The organism is Austwickia chelonae (assembly GCF_003391095.1).
Classification (GTDB): Bacteria; Actinomycetota; Actinomycetes; order Actinomycetales; family Dermatophilaceae; genus Austwickia; species Austwickia chelonae_A.
The window spans coordinates 1,349,063-1,367,766 of record NZ_CP031447.1 but is presented as its reverse complement, the minus strand read 5'-3'; the positions used below and the strand labels follow the sequence as shown (position 1 = coordinate 1,367,766).

Below are 18,704 nucleotides of genomic sequence, written 5' to 3'. Positions count from 1 at the left end.
GCCGGAGGGTTCGGTCAGTCGGCGCCGAATTCCATGGCGGCGTCGTCGAGTGCCTCGTCCTCCTGCGACCCGCTGTTCGCCGGGGCGGCGATGGCTTCGCCGCCGCCGGGTTCCAGTCGGCCGACCAGGTCGGTGGTGGCCAGGCCGAGGGCTTTCGTGCCGACGCCAGAGGTGCCGAGCAGTCCGAGACCGACGTACTGTTCCAGGCGGGATCGGCTGTCGGCGATGTCCAGGTTGCGCATGGTGAGTTGCCCGATGCGGTCGGTGGGGCCGAAGGCTGCGCCTTCGGTGCGTTCCATGGAGAGCTTGTCGGGGTGGTAGCTGAAGGTGGAGCCGCTGGTGTCGACGATGGAGTAGTCCTCGCCGCGGCGTAGCCGTAGGGTCACGGTTCCGGTGATCGCTGAGCCGACCCAGCGTTGCAGGGATTCGCGCAGCATGAGGGATTGCGGATCGAGCCAGCGGCCTTCGTACATGAGGCGGCCGAGCCTGCGTCCTTCGGCGTGGTAGGTGGCGATGGTGTCCTCGTTGTGGATGGCGTTGACGAGGCGTTCGTAGGCGATGAAGAGGAGTGCCATGCCGGGTGCTTCGTAGATGCCGCGGGATTTTGCTTCGATGATGCGGTTCTCGATCTGATCGGACATACCCAGTCCGTGGCGTCCGCCGATGGCATTGGCTTCGGTGACGAGGGCGACGGGATCGTCGTATCGCATGCCGTTGATGGTGGTGGGTCGGCCTTGTTCGAAACCGAGGGTGACTTCTTCGGTGGCGATGGGGACGTCTTCTCGCCAGAAGGGCACGCCCATGATCGGTTCGACGACGTCTTCGAGGCTGATGTCGAGGTGTTCGAGGCGTTTGGCCTCGTGGGTGGCCCCCCAGATGTTGGCGTCGGTGGAATAGGCCTTCTCCTGGCTGTCGCGGTAGGGCAGGTCGCGTTGGGTGAGCCATTGGCTCATCTCGTGGCGGCCGCCGAGTTCGTGGACGAAGTCGGTGTCGAGCCAGGGTTTGTAGATGCGCAGGTGCGGGTTGGCGAGCAGTCCGTAGCGGTAGAACCGTTCGATGTCGTTGCCTTTGAAGGTGGATCCGTCGCCCCAGATCTGGACGTCGTCCTCCATCATGGCGCGGATGAGCAGGGTGCCGGTGACTGCTCGGCCGAGGGGCGTGGTGTTGAAGTAGCTTCGTCCGCCGGATCGGATGTGGAAAGCCCCGCAGGACAGGGCGACGAGTCCTTCTTCGACGAGGGCGTGTCGGCAGTCGACGAGGCGGCTGGCCTCGGCTCCGTAGATGAGGGCCCTCCCTGGGACGGAGGCGATATCGGGTTCGTCGTACTGGCCGATGTCGGCGGTGTAGGTGAAGGGGATGGCTCCCTTTTCCCGCATCCAGGCGACGGCCACGGAGGTGTCGAGTCCGCCGGAGAAGGCGATGCCGACCTTGTCGCCGACGGGGAGCGCGGTGAGGACCTTGGACATGCTAATGATTATTCAGGCCCCTGCATGACTATGCAAGCCATTGGTTCTTTATCCGCCCAAAACTCCCCGTATCGGCTCACCTCGACACCGAAACCCCGCTCCCCTCCAGATGAACCTGCACACCTTCATCGGTCACCCGCACCCCGGTCAACGACACCCCCGGCGGAAGTCCCTCCAACGGAATCCGCACCGAAGCAGCCGACCGAGCCGCGGCCGACACCAGACCACTCACGAACGACGACCCCGGGACCTCCACCGACGACGGCTTCACCGACACCGACGAACCACCCGGCGTCAACTCCCCCACCACCCGCACATCCATCTTCCGGCCCAACACCGCCACCGGCGTCGACACCGCTATCCGCCCCTCACCGGCATGGGACAACTTCAGCTCCCGGCCGGCCCTGGCCTCCAAGGACGCGAAGGACAACAAGGCGTCCACCGACACCTTCTCCACCTTCGTCGAGCCCGCTACAGGCTTACGCGGCTCACCAGCACGCACCGGCACACCCACCGTCTGCAACCAGACCAGGCCGCCGACCACCACCACCAACGACAAAGCGCCAACCGCAGCAAGGAAGGCCACCACCACACGCCCCACCCTGCGCATCAGCCTTCCCCCTCCCCGCCATCGGCCTCAGCGATCTTGTCCACCGCTCCCCCGTAACGGCGGTCACGCTTCGCATAGATCTCGACGGCCTCCCACAGATGACGACGGTCAAAATCCGGCCACAAGGTGTCCAGAAAGACCATCTCCGCATACGCGCTCTGCCACAACAAGAAGTTGCTGGTGCGCTGCTCCCCCGAACTCCGCACGAACAGATCCACATCCGGCATCTCCGGGTCGTACAGATGACGCACGAACTCCGCCTCGTCGATCTTGCGCCCCCGCAGACGCCCCTTGCGGGACTGCTCCGCGATCCGACGCACCGCATCGACGATCTCCGCCCGGCCGCCGTAGTTCACACAGAAATGCAAGGTCAACGTCGTATTGCGATGGCTCAACTCCTCCGCCGCCGTCAACTCGTCGATCACCGACTGCCACAGCCTCGGCCGTCTCCCCACCCACTTCACCCGAACACCCATCGCCGACATCTCGTCACGCCGCCGACGGATCACCTCCCGGTTGAACCCCATCAGGAAACGCACCTCATCGGTGGACCGATTCCAGTTCTCCGTAGAGAAGGCATACGCCGAGATGTGCTTCACCCCGATCTCGATGCACCCCGCCAACACATCCATCAGCGCCGCTTCACCAGCCCGATGCCCCTCGGTCCGCGGCAAACCACGTTGGTTCGCCCAGCGACCGTTCCCGTCCATGACGATGGCCACGTGGTTCGGAACCAGCTCCGGCGGAATCACCGGCGGCCGGGCACCGGTCGGATGCGGAAATGGTGGTACTACAGGCATCTCAAGGCCTCTCCCTCGAACGGACGTCAGGATCTTTCCACGAGGCGCAACGAACGCACACCCCGTTCCAGGTGCCACTGCAGGAAAGCGGAGACCAACCCACTGCCCTCACGACGATGCACCGGTGCGCTCGCATCGGCCCAGGCCCAATCGCCCTCCAACAGGGCACCCAACAAGGCCAGGGTCTCCAACGCCGGAGCACTCGACCCCGGCAGGCGACAACTCGGGCACAGGCACCCCCCCGAGGCCAGATGGAAAGCCCGGTGCGGGCCCGATGCCCCGCACCGGACACAGTCCCGGAAGCTCGGTGCCCACCCGGCCACCGCCACAGCCCGCAACAGATAAGCGTCCAGCACCAGCCCCGGATCGTGCTCCTTGCCCGCCAAGCTCGCCAAGGCACCGGCCAACAGACGGAACTGTTGCGGGCTGGGCTCATGGTCGTCGGTGAGTCGCTGAGCAGTCTCGAGGATCGCCGCCCCCGCCGTCCACGACGTGTAATCCCGGGCGATGACCTCACCGTAGGAAGCCACCATCTCGACCTGGGTCACCGTGTCCAGGCTGCGCCCTTCATGGCACTGCACATCGACGACCATCCCCGGCTCCAGGCGGGCACCGAACCGGGACTTCGTCTTCCGGACCCCCTTGGCCACGGCCCGGACCTGTCCACGCTCCCGCGTGAGGAGGGTGACGATGCGGTCGGCCTCCCCCAGTTTCTGCGTCCGCAGCACCACGGCTGCTTCACGGTACAAGGGCACCCGGTCATTGTGCCCCGTCTCCGGCCCCAGACATCCGCTCCTCGGAACTCACCCTGTCGACCTGCGGCGAACCGGCTGACGTTCTAGGCTCCGTCCATGTCGAGGAAAACGTCCTCCAAGGCCTCCATCACACCGGGCCCCCCAGTCTGGTGACCTTCGGGCACGGGCGCCTTGACGCCACAACTCTGGTGTCCTTGCTGAAGACAACTGGGATAGGGCTTGTCCTCGACATCCGTCGGTTCCCCGGCAGCCGGGTCAACGGCGCCGCCGCACGCGGAATGATCCCGCAGATCCTGGACAGAGCCAACATTGACTATCTCTGGGAAGAACGTCTGGGTGGGCGTCGCCATCTCACCGCGGTCGAGCTCACGACCTCACCTGACAGCTGGTGGCAGGTCCCGGCCTTTCGCGCCTATGCCTCATGGACCCGTACCCCCACGTCCTCGCACCCGGCGCCCGTCTAGACGCGAACGGCCGAACGGTCTGGGACGGCCAGCCCTCCTGAAACAGACTTTGCGTCGAGTGTTCTGGTCGGCGAGACCCGACGCACACTTCAGGGCACGTCGACCGGGGGAACGAAGGGTTTCGGCCTGGGGCGTAGCGCCGGGACGTCGATCTCGATGATCGACGGTCCAGTCCGGGCCAGGGCGACGGTCAGGGCCGCATCGAAGGCCGCGGGGTCGCCGACTCTGACATGCGGAAGGTCCAGTGATGCGGACAGTTTCGCGAAGTCCGGGGTGTACAGATCTACTCCGCGGGGTGGCGCGTCCTGCGCTGTCTGCATATGGCGCAGGACCCCGTATCCGGAGTCGTTGAAGAGCACCAGGATCACCTGGGGTCGTTCTCCGGCGAGGGTGCACAGCTCACCCAGGTGGACGGCGAGCCCTCCGTCGCCGATCATCGCCAGGACGGGAAGCTGCGGGCAGGCCACGGCGGCGCCGATCGCCATGGCGAGCCCTTGTCCGATGCCGCCGCCGGCAGCGAAGACATTGGTGGTGGGGTCGTAGATCGGCAGTAGCCGGTTTCCCCAGGTGCTTCCTGGGATGGTGACATCACGCACTCGGGGTGATTCCCGAGGCAGTTTGGAGGACATCGCGTCGCAGATCGCCGCGTAGGCTCCGATGTCCTCGCGGTGGGCAGCCCGAGCGGCCTCGGCTGCGTTACGGATCTTCCCGATCCAGCTTTCCTGAGTGTTCGGACGACCCATGTCATCCAGCAAAGAAGGGATCACGCTGTTCGCGTCGGCGACGATCCCCCGGATGACCGGGTAGTTCCGGCCGATCGCGTCGGTGTCGAGGTCGATCTGGACATGCGTGCTCGGCAGGGGAAGACCGAAGTCGTCGGTCTCGTGACCGCGTAGGTGGCTGCCGACGGTGAGCAGACAGTCCGCCTCTTCGACCAACGGTCGCACGGCTTCAGTGGCGGCGAAGTTGCCGATATACGACGGGTGGTCCTCCGAGATGCTTCCTCGACCGTTGGCTCCGGTCAGGACGCCGGCGCCCCAGACACGGGCCAGCTCGGTCAGCGCCGGACCGACCCGTCGTGCACCCCCACCGGCCCAGATCAGTGGCCGTTGTGCGGTGCGGAGAAGTTCGGCGGCGGCAGTGATCTCCTGCGCGGTGGGCGGATCGGGGCGGGCGGGGCTCTGCTGGATCGTTTCCTGATCGGTGGGATCTGCGGTGTATTGCAGGTCGATCGGCCAGTCGATGCTGACCGGAAGATGTGGCGGCGTGGACAACCGTTGAAGCGCTTCGGCGAGTACCCTGCGGGCATGGTCGGCGCGGTCGATCCGCAGCGCCATTCCGGAGACGGCGTCGAGCATCTCGAGTTGCCGAGGCACTTCGTGGTAGATGCCGCGGTCGTCGCCCAGGACGGTGGAGGCGACATTTCCGGTGATGTGTAGTACCCGGCTCTGGGCGGTCAAGGCTTCCAACATGGCCCCAGCAGCATTGCCTGCGCCGGTACCGGTGGAGGTCAAAGCGACTCCGATCCGTCCGGTGGCGCGGGCGTAGCCGTCCGCAGCATTGATCGCAGCTGCTTCGTGGCGAACCGGGACGAAGCGCAGGTCTCGGTCGACGGCTTCGACGAGGGGGATGTTGTGGATGCTGATGACTCCGAAGGCGACTTCGACACCGGCGTCCCGCATCATCGACACGAGGAGGTCTCCACCGGTGCGGCCGCGTGTCCTCAGCTGCGAAGTGGGGATGTCGCGGGCTTCGGTGGTGGCATGCTCTTTCTCGGCCATAGCTGTTCTCCAACGTCTTTCAGACGGGTGCGGAGGAACCGCGCGGGTGGTCGACCCGGTGTCTTCGACCGTACCGTCCTATTTTCCCGACTGCCCGGGGAAGCACGGCCCGACCTGCAGCGGCACCATTTCTACGACCTGTCCACCACAGAGGTCCCTTTGACCACCGATGACTTCTCCCACCGCGGTGTCTTCATCGCCGGATACGCCTTCACCCCGTCCGTCGCCGGGTGGTACACGGCCCGACACACAAGGTCTCGGACCCTGTGGGAATACAGCTGCGTCATGAGCTCCGACACGCCCACGACACAGCTGCACCTGCCCCGCCGAACCGTTAAGGGCCGCCACCTGGGCGGCTGATCGCCGTCCCTTCCTGTCCGACCCCGGCTCCGTCACGCCCGGTGTCGCTCATCTCCCGCTGCGCCCGGTTCACCGCAGACAGGATCGCCATGAAGGAGGCATTGACGATGGAGTTGTGCAGTCCTACCCCCCAGAGCACCCGGTCGCCGACGGCGCACTCGACGTAGGACGCCGCCCGCGCGTCCCCGCCAGAGCTCAGCGCATGCTCGGAATAGTCCAGGACACGAACGTCGATGCCATAGCCGCGCAGGCCGTCGATGAACGCCGCGATGGGCCCGTTGCCATGCCCGTCGAGAGTGACTTTACGGCCCTGGTCCGTGACCACGGCCTTGACGTAGTCCCGCCCGTCCTCCTCAGAAGCAGTTCGGGAGGACACCGGCGCAAAACGTCCCCAGGCACGTTCTCCTTCACCAGTACCGGGCAGATACTCGTCGGAGAAGATCTCCCACAGCTGGGACGCGCCGACCTCGCCGCCCTCGACGTCCGTCTTGCGCTGGACGACCGCACTCATCTCGATCTGCAACCGTCGCGGCAGGTCGAGACCATATTCGGACTTGAGCAGATAGGCGATTCCGCCCTTACCGGACTGACTGTTCACCCGGACGACAGCCTCATAGGAACGACCGACGTCATGCGGATCGATCGGCAGGTACGGCACTCCCCACACGAGCTCGTCGATGCTCTTGCCCGCATCCTTGGCCTGCCGCGCCATCTCCTCGAAGCCTTTCTTGATGGCGTCCTGGTGCGAACCGGAGAAAGCGGTGTAGACGAGGTCGCCACCGTAGGGGTGGCGTTCGTGGACGGGAAGCTGGTTGCAGTGCTCGACGGTCCGGCGGATCTCGTCGATGTCGGAGAAGTCGATCTGGGGGTCGATGCCCTGGCTGAACAAGTTCAGTCCGAGAGTGACCAGGCAGACGTTCCCGGTCCGTTCGCCGTTACCGAACAGGCAACCCTCGATGCGGTCGGCACCGGCCAGGTAACCCAGCTCAGCAGCAGCGACCCCTGTGCCCCGGTCGTTGTGCGGATGCAACGAGAGGATGATGCTGTCCCGACGGGCCAGGTTCCGGTGCATGTACTCGATCGAATCGGCGTAGACATTCGGCGTAGCCATTTCGACGGTGGCCGGCAGGTTGATGATCATCGGTCGTTCCGGGCCGGGGTCGATCTCTTCGATGACGGCGTTACAGACGTGGACCGCCGCGTCGAGCTCAGTTCCGGTGAAGGACTCCGGACTGTACTCGTAGGTGATTGCCGTGTCGGGGATCTGCTGTTCGAGTTTGCGGCACAACCGCGCTGCCTGAACGGCGATATCGGTCACTCCGTCGACATCGGCGTGGAAGACGACCTGCCGTTGCAGGATGGAGGTCGAGTTGTAGAAGTGGACGACGGCCGAGCGCGCACCGGCGATGGCGTCATAGGTGCGTTCGACAAGGTGGTCACGCGCTTGGGTGAGAACCTGGATGGTGACATCGTCGGGGACGTGACCTTCCTCGATGAGCAGGCGCGCGAAGTCGTAGTCGGTCTGGCTGGCACTGGGGAAACCGATCTCGATCTCCTTGTAGCCCATGCGCACCAGGAGCTGGAACATCCGCAGTTTGCGTTCGGCATTCATCGGGTCGATCAGCGCCTGGTTGCCGTCCCTCAAGTCGACAGCACACCACCGTGGTGCCCGGGTGATGGTGCGGGTCGGCCAGATCCGGTCAGGGAGCTTCGTCGCGATGACGTCGTCGAACGGACGGTATTTCGCGATCGGCATCCCCGAAGGACGCTGTTGGTTACGCATGACGCTCTCTTCCTCGTCGAAAATGTCCAGGCCTGCTGGCGGGCAGCGGCATCTCCGCGACGAGGGCGGCCTGGCCGGTCAGGCCTCGTCGCGGCGAGGAAGAAGACGCCTACCGGGTGCGATACCCGGCATGTCGGGGAAGATCATGTCCGTCAGGGTAACCAGAGAAACCGCTGTGCGTCCACGGTTCGGTCACTCGTCTCGCCATCCGGCACTATCGGAGAAGGCCTGTGCCACATGCCGCTTCGGCCGCCGATTTCGAGCACTCCTCGATCCCGAACCGAACCTGCGATCAAGCTCGCCCCAAACTCGTCACAGCGGCTGGACGGGTGTTAAGTTCCGTCCGGGCCATGTGTCGCATCACAGCACTGCAGCCGAGATCTACCCCTCGACCGCACAATTCGGCCCTTGATTCTTCAGGGAGACTCAGATGTACTGCCTTGGGCAGTGGCGTGCAGCTGCTTCTCGGTGGACACGTGCAGGCCAGATCTGGACATCGCTGAGCGTTACTACGGCGACGGCAACCAGTACATGCGGATCGCCGAGAGCAACCAGATCGTCAACCCCGACATGATCTACGCCGGTCAGACCTTGGCCATTCCGGTCTGGCCCCGAGACCGCCCTGTCCCGACAGAACAGATTCCCTCACCCCGGGGCAGGGCCACCGGTCCGGTCAGAAACCGAGTCGACGCAGCTGACGAGGGTCACGCTGCCAATCCTTGGCGACCTTCACATGCAGGTCCAGATGCACACGATGCCCGAGGAGCTCCTCGATACCGGCCCGGGCCGTCGTCCCCACCTGCTTCAACCTGGATCCGCCCCGTCCGATGATGATCGCTTTCTGGCTCGACCGTTCCACGAAAACATTCACCCGGACGTCGGTCAACGGGTCTTTCTCCGAACGACCCTCCCGCGGAAGGATCTCCTCGACGACCACGGCCAAACTATGTGGCAATTCGTCGCGTACACCTTCCAGCGCAGCTTCACGCACCAGCTCGGCGATCATCACGACCTCGGGCTCATCGGTCAGGACATCGTCCGGGTACAGCTTCGGGCTCCGAGGCAGCCGGGCTGCCAGCTCCCCACGCGCCACATCGACCTGAGTGCTCTGCACGGCAGAACAAGGCACGATCGCATCCCACGAACCGAGCTGGTCCACGGCCATCAGATGGGTCGCCAAGCGTTCCCGGTCGACCAGATCGACCTTCGTGACGAGCGCCACCACCGGAGTACGCCGGGCGCGCTGCAACTCCGCCAGTTCACGAGCGATGTACTGGTCGCCCGGTCCAGGGCGGGAATCAGCCGGCAGGCAGAAACCGACGACGTCGACATCCAGCAAGGTCTCTCGCACCAGATCGTTCAACCGCTCCCCCAGCAAAGTGCGCGGCCGGTGCAAGCCAGGCGTGTCGACCAGGATGAGTTGGCTCTCGTCCGTGGTTGAGATCCCCCTGATCGTGTGCCGAGTCGTCTGCGGTTTACTCGACGTGATCGCCACCTTCTGACCCACCAGAGCATTGGTCAGCGTCGACTTGCCAGCATTGGGCCGTCCTACCAAGCAGGCGAAACCGGCCCGGTAGTCCGTCTCGTCCTCATTCATGTTTCCTCCTCCAGCTCGGTGGGCGCCAACTTGCGGACCACCACGGTGGCGATGCGATGCCGTCGCCCCGACATCCGGTCCGCCACCAGTTCCAATCCGGCGACTCGCCCAGTCGATCCCAAGATCGGCACCCGACCGATCACCTTCGCCAACAGTCCTGCGACAGTGTCCACGTCGTCGTCATCGAGTTCGACGTCGAAGAGCTCGGCCACGTCGTCGATGTGCATCGACGCGGGGACCCGCATCATGCCGTCCTCGAGCTGCTCGACGGACGGACTTTCCCGGTCGTACTCGTCGGCGATCTCCCCCACGATCTCCTCCAAGATGTCCTCGATGGTGACCAGACCTGCTGTTCCGCCGTATTCGTCGACGACGATCGCCATGTGGATCTGGTCGCCCTGCATCTCCCGGAGCAGCACATCGGCCGCTTTGCTCTCCGGAACGTACGAAGCCGGACGCATCACCTCGGTGACCAACTGCGTCGTCGACCCCGCCACATCGTAGGTGCGTCGGGCCACATCCTTGAAATAGAGCAGACCCACCGGATCATCAGCGTCCTCGCCGATCACCGGAACCCGGCTGAACCCGGAACGCAGGAAGAGCGACGTGGCCTGCCGCAGGTTCTTGGACGACTCGATCGTGATCATGTCCGTCCGGGGAACCATCACCTCACGCACCAGGGTGTCCCCCAATTCGAAGACCGAGTGGATCATCTGGCGTTCCTCTGCCTCGATCAGCTGAGCATCCCCCGCCAGATCCACCAGATCACGCAGTTCAGCCTCGCTCTCGAACGGCCCATCCCGATATCCCCGTCCCGGGGTCACCGCGTTACCCACCGTCACCAACAACCGGGAGAGCGGCCCCAACAACCGGCGAAGCCAGACCACCATCGGCGCGAGCGCCAAGGAGACCGTATCGGCGTGCTGCCTGCCCAAGGTACGCGGGCTGACCCCGACGATCACGAAAGAAGCCACGCTCATGACCAGGATCGAAGTCAGCATGATCGACCAGACCCCGTCCAACAGTTCACTCATGGCCAGGGTCGCCAAGACGGCAACTGTCGTCTCGGTCATGATCCGGACGAAAGCCAAGGTCGAGAGGAATCCGGCGCTGTCGGAGAGGATCGCAGCCAAGGAAAGCGCCCCTCGCCGGCCCGCTGCGACGAATTCCTCGGCGCTGTGGCGGCTCACCCGCTGCAAAGCCGCCTCCGCCGCGACCAACACGAAAGTCAGTACGAGACAGCCGAGACAGGCGGCCAACAGCTGGGCCGTCATGGCAGTCGGTGCCTACCGCTTCCCACGTCCTGCCAGATAGGTGAGCAGCAGTGTGCGCTGCAACTCGAACATCTCCTTCTCCTCGTCCGGCTCGGCATGGTCGTAACCAAGCAGGTGCAGGATGCCATGGGTCACCAACAGGAGCTCTTCCTCGGCAGGGGTGTGGCCCGCCTCGGCAGCCTGCTTCTCCGCGACCTCCGGGCAGATGACGATGTCGCCGAGGACACCCTCTTGGCTGGCCTCTCCGTCTCTCCCAGGACGAAGCTCGTCCATCGGGAAACTCATCACATCGGTCGGACCGGGAAGATCCATCCACTGGACATGCAGATTCGTCATGGCTTCGACGTCCACACAGGTGATGCAGAGCTCAGCCCGGGGGTGAACATGCATCTGCTCCAGAACGTACTTGGCCAGTTCGACGAGTTCGTCGACGTCGACCTGGTGTTCGGTCTCGTTGAGGACCTCGATGCTCATCGTTCGGCTCCCGGTGTCGGTGCTTTCTGGGCGGAGTCTTCCCCGCGGACGTTGTCGGTTTCGGTGGCGCCGATGGCGTGCGCCCGCCGGGCAGCCACCGGGCGACGGCCCCGTGCCGTCGACCTGCGCTCCTTCGGGGCACGTTGGCTGTCGTCCCAACGTCCGTAGGCATCGACGATGTCGCCGACGAGTCGGTGCCGGACCACGTCCAGCGGGGTGAGCTCGGAGAAGTGGATGTCCTCGACTCCTGCGAGGATCTCCCTGACCACCCGTAGCCCGGATTGGGTCCCACCGGGAAGGTCGACCTGGGTGACGTCCCCGGTGACCACAATCTTCGACCCGAAGCCAAGGCGGGTGAGGAACATCTTCATCTGCTCCGGCGAGGTGTTCTGCGCCTCGTCGAGGATGATGAAAGCATCGTTCAGGGTTCGTCCACGCATGTAGGCCAACGGAGCGACCTCAATGGTGCCTGCTGCCATCAGACGAGGAATCGACTCAGGATCGATCATGTCGTGCAGCGCGTCGTAGAGCGGCCGCAGATAAGGGTCGATCTTGTCGTTCAGGGTGCCGGGCAGGAAGCCCAACCGTTCGCCGGCTTCGACTGCAGGCCTGGTCAAGATGATCCGGGTGACCTGTTTGGACTGGAGCGCAGCCACCGCCTTGGCCATCGCCAGATAGGTCTTACCGGTACCTGCTGGGCCGATCCCGAACACGACGGTGTGCTCGTCGATGGCGTCGACATACCGTTTCTGGTTCAAGGTCTTCGGGCGGATGGTGCGCCCACGGCTGGAGACGATGTTCGCGGTCAGAACGTCCGCAGGGCGTTCTCGAACCTGTTCACGCAACATACGCAGCGACCGCTCGACCGCGTCCCGGTTGAGCGGTTGGCCGGTGCTCGCGATCACGAGCAACTCGTCGATGAGGCTCTGTGCCAGGTCCAGCTCGGGCTCCGGCCCCTGCAAGTGGATCTCGTTACCCCGAACGAAGATCTCCAGAGCGGGAAGCTGACGTTCCATCGTGGTCAGCAGCTGGTCGTGCGGCCCGAGCAAGGACACCATGGGGATGCCAGGCGGGACCGCTATCACCCGGGCTGCAGCGGCAGCGGACGGCTGGTCGAAAGAGGACTCCCCGGACGAACCGGGTGCACTGAACTGATCACTCATGAGGATGTCCAGTCTACGTGCGACGCCACCGGGTTGCCGCCAGGATGACGGCCAACCCGGCTGGTCCTGCACTGGAGGACCTCAGCACGGTGTCGCCCAGCACGACCGGGAGGGCACCGGCCTTCACGAAGATCTCCAGTTCTTCATCGCTGATGCCGCCCTCCGGCCCGACCACGAGCAGCACCTCGCCCTCAAGGGGGATCTCGGTGGCGGCGATCCGCTGTTCAGCCCGTTCATGCAGGACGAAGGCGGCATCGGCCGCAGCGATCCGTTCGGCCAGTCGAGTCGTGGTGAGTGGGCCGTCGACCTGAGGAACGGTCGACCGACGTGACTGTTTCGCCGCAGCAGCCACTACCGACCCCCATTTACGCAGCGAACGTTGCCCGCGTTCCCCCCGCCAGACGACGACGCTGCGCCCGGCCTGCCACGCCAGGACCTCATCGACGCCCAGCTCGGTCGCCGCCTCGATCGCTGCTTCGTCGCGGTCGTTCTTGGCCAAGGCCTGGACCAGCACCAGACGCGGCGGCGGAGGTCCGTCGTCCCGAATGAGGTCGATCCGAGCGCTGAGCTGCCCCTGCCCGACCTCGACCACAGTGGACTCGGCCACGAGGCCGGACCCGTCGGCGAGCAGGATCTGTTCACCGACCCGGATCCGGCGTACCGCAGCATGATGGGCTTCAGCGCCGTCCAAGGACAGGACACCGCCGACTGAGGAGCCGTTCAGACACCCCTCGGCCACCCGGAACAGTGCGGCGGTCATTTGCCCCGGAAGGCGTCCCTGACCCGCCCGAAGAATCCACCGTCGTCCTTGTTGACCACGCCTAGACGCGCTTCCGGCTTCTCTTCGCCGCGCAAACGGGCCAACTGACGCAGCAGCTCTTCCTGCTCGGCGTTCAAACGAGTCGGGGTACGGACGTCCAGGTGGATGAGCAGATCACCGCGGCCGGTCCCTCGCAGATGTGTGACACCCTTTCCCTTGAGGGTCAACACCTCGGCCGGCTGCGCGCCCGCTTGGATGCTGATCTCCTGCGGACCGTCGAAGGTCTCCAGGGTGACCGTGGTGCCCAATGCGGCAGCAGTCATCGGCAGCTCGGCAGTGCAGTGCAGGTCGTCTCCCCGACGGGTGAAGACGTCATGGGCTGCGACCCGTACCTCGACGTACAGGTCACCGGCTGGTCCGGCACCGGGGCCGATCTCGCCCTCACCGGAGAGCTGGATGCGGGTGCCGGAGTCGACCCCTGCAGGAACCCGCAGGGTCAGCGTGCGCCGGGTGCGGACCCTGCCGTGACCCGAGCATTCGAAACAGGGACTGGGGATGACCGTGCCGTACCCCTGGCAGGCGGTACACGGCCTGCTGGTCATGACCTGTCCCAGGAAGCTCCGCTGCACCTGCTGGACCTCACCTCGGCCCTGGCAGACATCACACTGACGCACAGAGGTACCGGTCTGGGTTCCTTCCCCATGACAGGTGTTGCACTCCACGGCGGTGTCCACCGTGAGATCCTTCTCCCCGCCGAAGACAGCGGTCTGTAGGTCGACCTCGAGGGGCACCAGCGCGTCCTGTCCACGCTGACGGCGTGGCCGTGGCCCTCGTTGTGCGGTAGCCGCGCCCCCGAAGAAGGCATCCATGATGTCGCTGAAGCTGAAACCCTGACCGAAGCCACCGGCAGCACCGCCGTAGGGGTCTGAGCCCATGTCGTAGGCCCGCTTCTTCTCGGCATCACCCAGGACGTCATAGGCCTGGCTGATCTTCTTGAACTGCGCCTCTGCCTCGGCTCCGGGGTTGACATCGGGGTGGAGCTTGCGAGCCAGACGGCGATAGGCGCGCTTGATCTCCTCCGGGCTGGCTTCCCGCCCGACGCCCAGATCGGCGTAGTAGTCGTTCACGAAAGGGCCTTCCTGAAGGCTTGTGGCGACGGGCCGGGCAAGGGGCCGGACCGACAGCCGATATCGAAGATGTCGTTCATGGATGACGTCCGCTCAGGACGCAAGGATCTTGCTGACATAGGTCGCCACGCTCCGGACACAGGCCATCGTCGTGGGATAGTCCATGCGGGTCGGTCCGAGAACGCCCAATCCGGCAACCACATCGCGTCCCGTACCGTACCCGGTGGTCACCACAGAGGTGCCCAACAACCCCAGATGATCATTCTCCCGCCCGATGCTCACCGCAACGCCTGACGAAGGTCCGTCGGCGGCGAGCGTACCGAAGAGCTTCAGGAGGACGACATGTTCCTCCAGCGCCTCCAGCACAGGGCCGATGGTCAATGGGAAATCCGGTGAGAAGCGTGCCAGATTGGCCGTGCCCGCCATCACCACGCGTTCCTCCCGTTCCTCGACGAGTGCGTCGTCCAGGGCTCGCACGACCGCTCTGGCCAAATCGCGGTATTGAGGTTGCAGGTCGTCGGGCAACATGGACAGCCGGGTCGCTGCGTCGGGCAGGGTTCGTCCGCAAGCTTCGGTGTTGAACCTGGAGCGCAGATCAGCGAGTTGTTCCTCGCCTGCCACGGTCCGCAGGTCGCAGTCCGACTCGATGATCCGTTGTTCCACCCGTCCAGTGGTGAGGATGAGGACCACCATCAGCCGGTCGTGCCCGATCGCGACCAGTTCGATGTGTCGCACCGAGCTGCGAGTCAGCGACGGATACTGCATGACCGCGACCTGATGGGTGAGCGAGGCGAGCAGTCGAACCGTCCGCTCCACCACGTCATCGAGGTCGATGGCTCCGGAGAGGAAGTCGGCGATCGCTGCCCGTTCGGCCACCGACAGTGGTTTGACCTCGGAAAGCTGATCGACGAAAAGACGGTAACCGGCGTCGGTGGGGATCCGTCCTGCACTCGTGTGCGGTGCAGTGATCAACCCTTCCTCCTCGAGTGCGGCCATGTCATTGCGCACCGTCGCGGCAGAGACCCCGAGCGCATGCCGGTCCAAAAGAGCTTTGCTGCCCACCGGCTCAGAGGTACGCACATAGTCCTGCACGATGGCTCGCAGCACTGCCATCCGGCGTTCCTCACTCATGGCGGCCTCCTTTCCACCGTCTCCTGACACCGTCCCTGGTCCGGCGCCTGACCGGCGAACTGCCCGACATGGAGCCCCGCAATGGGACCCGCCGAGGTGACCTCCCCCGCAACCGTTGGCACTCGCACCGACCGAGTGCCAGTCTACGATGCCGATCGTGAACTCTCGATATGACATCGATCCGCTCACCGGTGACTGGCGAACGCCGAAGAGAGGCCGATCCACCGACCAGCAGGCCGAGCCGGGGTTGGTCGTCGAGGAAGCCACCACAGGTTGGTGCGGCGCAGTGGTCACCGTGGAGAAAGCCGGTGGCATGTACGTGGTGCACCTGGAAGACCGGCGAGGACACGTCCGGGCCTTCCCCTTGGGGCCTGGTTTCCTGCTCGACGGGCTCCCGGTCACTCTGACTCCGCCGGCCTCCCCGCAAGTAGCCGAACTGGCCGAACGCCGACACGCAGCCTCTCGAACGGCCAGCGGCTCGAGAGCCGTCGCTGATGCCCCGGCCCGAGTGGCCCGAGCCTCTCGGATCCTCGTCGAGGGCCGCCACGACGCCGAGCTGGTGGAGAAGATCTGGGGCGACGATCTACGGATCGAGGGCGTGGCTGTGGAGTACATCGAGGGGGTCGACCATCTGGCGGACTACGTGCAGGAGTTCGCCCCCACCTCACGACGCCGACTTGGCGTGCTGGTCGACCATCTCGTTCCTGGCAGCAAGGAGTCGCGGCTGGTCGCCGCGGTCGAGGAGATGCGTCCGCAGGGAGCGCACATCAAGATCCTGGGCCACCCCTATGTGGACATCTGGCAGGCGGTCCGCCCCTCCCGTCTGGGCCTGAGTTCATGGCCCCAGGTCCCTCGAGAGATCCCTTGGAAGCACGGCATACTGGCGCATCTGGGGTGGGAGCACCAGACCCAGGCCGATGTGGCTCAGGGATGGCGACGGATCCTGAGCTGCGTCCGCGGTTACACCGACCTGGAACCCGAGCTCCTGGCACCGGTGGAAGAGCTGATCGACTTCGTGACGGTCGACCCCTCCGGGATTCCCGACTGAGGCACTGGAGTGCCAAGCTGACCCTGTGGCTCTCCAGTTACTGACCACCGAAGTCGTCGCCGTCATCGCCACGGTCGATTCCGGCGTCCCCCAGGTTCTCACCGTCGGCGCCTCTGACGGGGTCCTCGCCTTGCCCAGTGGCCCGCTGTTGGCCGATCACCGCTCCTTGCAAGCGGGGCTGCGGACGTGGGTGGAACAACAGACCGGGCTTCGGTTGGGGTTCGTGGAACAGCTCTACACCTTCGCGGACCGGGAACGTATCGGTGCGCACGAACGAGTCATCTCGGTGTCCTACATCGGACTGTCCCGCCCGACCGCGCCGACCGACGGTGCGGCACGCTGGTGTCCCTGGTACGAGCTCTTCCCCTGGGAGGACCGGCGCAGAGCTCGCACGGAGACGATCCTGGCCGAGCTGCGGGGCCGATTGTCCACCTGGGCTCGATCAGCGGCTCGTGCCGAGGTGGTGGCTGACCGGTCGACCCGGCTACGACTTGCTTTCGGCGACGGGGAGCGGGCCTGGCATGCGGAGGACTGCCTTGCCCGCTACGAACTGCTCTGGGAAGCAGGACTTTTACCGGAGTCCCTCGGTGCCGCGCGCGCCGGCACCTCGGAGAGCGGCTCGACAGATCTCGCGAAGGCGAGGGAGATGACCGGGCGGTCGATGCGTTCGGATCATCGCCGGATGGTGGCGACGGCGATGAGTCGGCTGAGGTCGACGATCCAGTACCGACCGGTGGTCTTCGAGGTGATGCCGCCGACTTTCACCCTGGGGCAGTTGCAGACGGTGGTGGAGGCGTTCTCGGGGACTTTGCTGCACAAGCAGAATTTCCGACGCCTGGTCGAGTCCGAGGAGTTGGTGGAGGAGACCGGTGGACGGATGGCTGCCACTGGGGGTCGGCCGGCGAAACTGGTGCGCTTCCGTGCCGATGTCCTTTCTGAGCGGCCTGGGGTAGGGCTTCGCCTGCCGCAGGTACGCCAACGTTGAGAGCCTGACGGCGTCGGGCACCACGGACATATGGCCTTGACAGCAGGCGCCGAGTGCTTATGCTCATATTCAGCATTAACGAACCCGATCGCTGCCACGGCCCACCCCGGGAGGGACCATGTCTGCCAGCCTCACCATTCCCCGTGCGGACGACCTGTACACGCGAGTCAGCCACGTGATACCGCCCGTCGAATGGGCCACCATGATCGACGACGTCCAAGCGATCTGGCAGCTCAAGGCAGAGAAAAAGGCCACCGTCCTGGCCCACAACTACATGACCCCGGAGATCTTCCACACCGTCGCGGACATCGTCGGAGACTCCCTGGCGCTGGCCCGAGAAGCGCAACATGTCGACGCTGACGTCATCGTTGTTGCCGGGGTCCACTTCATGGCAGAGACCGCCAAACTGCTCAACCCGAACACAACTGTCCTCATCCCCGACCCCTCAGCCGGATGCTCACTGGCCGACGGGATCACCGCCCAAGACGTCCAGGCACTGCGTGAGCAGCACCCCGACACGCCGATCGTCACCTATGTCAACACCTCAGCTGCGGTCAAAGCCGCCTCCGACATCTGCTGTACCAGTGGAAATGCCGCTCGTATCGTCGAATCCGTCACTGCGGGAATGGCCCGCCCCCGTGCGCTGCTGATCCCCGACCGCTATCTCGCCCGCAATATCGCCACTCAGACCGGCATCGAGATCCTCACCTACGAAGGCAGCTGCGAAGTCCACGAACGCTTCACCCCCGCAGACCTGCACCGCCTTCGCGAAGAACACCCCGGGGTCCGGATCCTCGCACACCCCGAATGTCCTCCCGACGTGATCGCGGCGGCCGACCTTGCCGGGTCGACCGCACAGATGCAGAGCTACGTCGAGAAACAGCGTCCTTCGCTGGTCGCCCTCATCACCGAATGCTCCATGAGCGACAACCTCGCCGCAGCAAACCCAGACATCCAGCTCATCCGCCCCTGCAATCTGTGCCCCCACATGAAACGCAACACCCTCACCGCCATCCGCCGCGCGTTGGAGACCGACACCCACGAGATCCACCTGGACCCCGACGTCTCCGAGGGCGCCTACCGAGCTGTCTCCCGAATGCTCGCCCTCTCCTGAGAAGAGCCACCC

Annotated in this window: 17 protein-coding genes; 4 read left to right on the top strand and 13 right to left on the bottom strand. The window is 65.0% G+C overall.

Annotation, left to right across the window (positions count from 1 at the left end; translation table 11 throughout):
* Positions 1-14: 14 nt before the first annotated feature.
* The 4 genes from argG to recO all read right to left on the bottom strand — a co-directional run bounded on the left by argG (position 15) and on the right by recO (position 3,631).
* Entirely contained in the window at positions 15-1,466 is a 1,452-nt protein-coding gene (gene argG, locus DX923_RS06060) for an argininosuccinate synthase (protein WP_116113424.1), read from the bottom strand.
* Positions 1,467-1,542: 76 nt separating this feature from the next.
* Positions 1,543-2,076 (bottom strand): LmeA family phospholipid-binding protein, encoded by a 534-nt coding sequence (locus tag DX923_RS06055; protein ID WP_116113422.1) that lies wholly within the window; start codon positions 2,074-2,076, stop codon positions 1,543-1,545.
* Positions 2,076-2,876, bottom strand: coding sequence for an isoprenyl transferase (locus tag DX923_RS06050; protein WP_116113421.1), 801 nt, complete (start codon positions 2,874-2,876; stop codon positions 2,076-2,078). The genes DX923_RS06055 and DX923_RS06050 overlap by 1 nt, the downstream gene beginning before the upstream one ends.
* A 26-nt stretch (positions 2,877-2,902) precedes the next feature.
* Positions 2,903-3,631 carry a DNA repair protein RecO gene (gene recO, locus DX923_RS06045; protein WP_116113419.1) on the bottom strand — a complete coding sequence of 243 codons (729 nt, stop codon included), beginning with the start codon at positions 3,629-3,631 and terminating at the stop codon, positions 2,903-2,905.
* A 194-nt stretch (positions 3,632-3,825) separates the two neighbouring features.
* Between recO and DX923_RS06040 the strand changes: the two genes are divergently transcribed.
* Entirely contained in the window at positions 3,826-4,095 is a 270-nt protein-coding gene (locus DX923_RS06040; protein ID WP_240322773.1) for a DUF488 family protein, read from the top strand.
* Positions 4,096-4,184: 89 nt separating this feature from the next.
* On the opposite strand, the gene DX923_RS06035 is transcribed toward DX923_RS06040, so the two are convergent.
* The 9 genes from DX923_RS06035 to hrcA form a co-directional block, all read right to left on the bottom strand.
* The gene (locus DX923_RS06035; RefSeq protein ID WP_116113416.1) at positions 4,185-5,876 is read right to left on the bottom strand and encodes a thiamine pyrophosphate-binding protein; all 1,692 of its coding nucleotides are present in this window, start codon (positions 5,874-5,876) and stop codon (positions 4,185-4,187) included.
* Between the two features lie 334 nt (positions 5,877-6,210).
* A complete protein-coding gene (gene leuA / locus DX923_RS06030; protein WP_116113415.1) occupies positions 6,211-8,019 on the bottom strand; it encodes a 2-isopropylmalate synthase in 1,809 nt (602 codons plus the stop codon).
* A 673-nt stretch (positions 8,020-8,692) separates the two neighbouring features.
* On the bottom strand, positions 8,693-9,616 hold the full coding sequence (era, locus tag DX923_RS06020) for a GTPase Era (protein WP_116113413.1): 924 nt from the start codon (positions 9,614-9,616) through the stop codon (positions 8,693-8,695).
* Positions 9,613-10,890: a hemolysin family protein gene (locus tag DX923_RS06015; RefSeq protein WP_116113412.1), complete on the bottom strand. Its 1,278-nt coding sequence runs from the start codon at positions 10,888-10,890 to the stop codon at positions 9,613-9,615. The genes era and DX923_RS06015 overlap by 4 nt, the downstream gene beginning before the upstream one ends.
* A 12-nt stretch (positions 10,891-10,902) precedes the next feature.
* Complete coding sequence (gene ybeY / locus DX923_RS06010) at positions 10,903-11,364, bottom strand: rRNA maturation RNase YbeY (RefSeq protein WP_116113410.1); 462 nt, start codon at positions 11,362-11,364, stop codon at positions 10,903-10,905.
* Entirely contained in the window at positions 11,361-12,527 is a 1,167-nt protein-coding gene (locus DX923_RS06005) for a PhoH family protein (RefSeq protein WP_116113408.1), read from the bottom strand. The genes ybeY and DX923_RS06005 overlap by 4 nt, the downstream gene beginning before the upstream one ends.
* Positions 12,528-12,540: 13 nt before the next feature.
* The gene (locus DX923_RS06000) at positions 12,541-13,287 is read right to left on the bottom strand and encodes a 16S rRNA (uracil(1498)-N(3))-methyltransferase (protein WP_116113407.1); all 747 of its coding nucleotides are present in this window, start codon (positions 13,285-13,287) and stop codon (positions 12,541-12,543) included.
* On the bottom strand, positions 13,284-14,414 hold the full coding sequence (dnaJ, locus tag DX923_RS05995) for a molecular chaperone DnaJ (RefSeq protein WP_116113405.1): 1,131 nt from the start codon (positions 14,412-14,414) through the stop codon (positions 13,284-13,286). The genes DX923_RS06000 and dnaJ overlap by 4 nt, the downstream gene beginning before the upstream one ends.
* Positions 14,415-14,507: 93 nt before the next feature.
* Positions 14,508-15,545 (bottom strand): heat-inducible transcriptional repressor HrcA, encoded by a 1,038-nt coding sequence (gene hrcA / locus DX923_RS05990; protein WP_116113403.1) that lies wholly within the window; start codon positions 15,543-15,545, stop codon positions 14,508-14,510.
* A gap of 157 nt (positions 15,546-15,702) precedes the next feature.
* Here hrcA and DX923_RS05985 point away from each other — a divergent pair, with 157 nt between their 5' ends.
* The 3 genes from DX923_RS05985 (at position 15,703) to nadA (ending at position 18,692) form a co-directional block, all read left to right on the top strand.
* Complete coding sequence (locus tag DX923_RS05985; protein WP_116116187.1) at positions 15,703-16,593, top strand: DUF3097 domain-containing protein; 891 nt, start codon at positions 15,703-15,705, stop codon at positions 16,591-16,593.
* 25 nt (positions 16,594-16,618) lie between these two features.
* Positions 16,619-17,578 carry an NUDIX hydrolase gene (locus DX923_RS05980; protein ID WP_116113401.1) on the top strand — a complete coding sequence of 320 codons (960 nt, stop codon included), beginning with the start codon at positions 16,619-16,621 and terminating at the stop codon, positions 17,576-17,578.
* A gap of 118 nt (positions 17,579-17,696) precedes the next feature.
* Entirely contained in the window at positions 17,697-18,692 is a 996-nt protein-coding gene (gene nadA, locus DX923_RS05975) for a quinolinate synthase NadA (RefSeq protein ID WP_116113400.1), read from the top strand.
* Positions 18,693-18,704: the final 12 nt, after the last annotated feature.

Excerpts from the sequence above, each read along its gene's own strand:
- argG (WP_116113424.1), bottom strand. The coding sequence starts at position 1,466 with ATGTCCAAGGTCCTCACCGCGCTCCCCGTCGGCGACAAGGTCGGCATC.
- DX923_RS06055 (WP_116113422.1), bottom strand. The coding sequence starts at position 2,076 with ATGCGCAGGGTGGGGCGTGTGGTGGTGGCCTTCCTTGCTGCGGTTGGC.
- DX923_RS06050 (WP_116113421.1), bottom strand. The coding sequence starts at position 2,876 with ATGCCTGTAGTACCACCATTTCCGCATCCGACCGGTGCCCGGCCGCCG.
- DX923_RS06035 (WP_116113416.1), bottom strand. The coding sequence starts at position 5,876 with ATGGCCGAGAAAGAGCATGCCACCACCGAAGCCCGCGACATCCCCACT.
- leuA (WP_116113415.1), bottom strand. The coding sequence starts at position 8,019 with ATGCGTAACCAACAGCGTCCTTCGGGGATGCCGATCGCGAAATACCGT.
- era (WP_116113413.1), bottom strand. The coding sequence starts at position 9,616 with ATGAATGAGGACGAGACGGACTACCGGGCCGGTTTCGCCTGCTTGGTA.
- DX923_RS06015 (WP_116113412.1), bottom strand. The coding sequence starts at position 10,890 with ATGACGGCCCAGCTGTTGGCCGCCTGTCTCGGCTGTCTCGTACTGACT.
- ybeY (WP_116113410.1), bottom strand. The coding sequence starts at position 11,364 with ATGAGCATCGAGGTCCTCAACGAGACCGAACACCAGGTCGACGTCGAC.
- DX923_RS06005 (WP_116113408.1), bottom strand. The coding sequence starts at position 12,527 with ATGAGTGATCAGTTCAGTGCACCCGGTTCGTCCGGGGAGTCCTCTTTC.
- DX923_RS06000 (WP_116113407.1), bottom strand. The coding sequence starts at position 13,287 with ATGACCGCCGCACTGTTCCGGGTGGCCGAGGGGTGTCTGAACGGCTCC.
- hrcA (WP_116113403.1), bottom strand. The coding sequence starts at position 15,545 with ATGAGTGAGGAACGCCGGATGGCAGTGCTGCGAGCCATCGTGCAGGAC.
- nadA (WP_116113400.1), top strand. The coding sequence starts at position 17,697 with ATGTCTGCCAGCCTCACCATTCCCCGTGCGGACGACCTGTACACGCGA.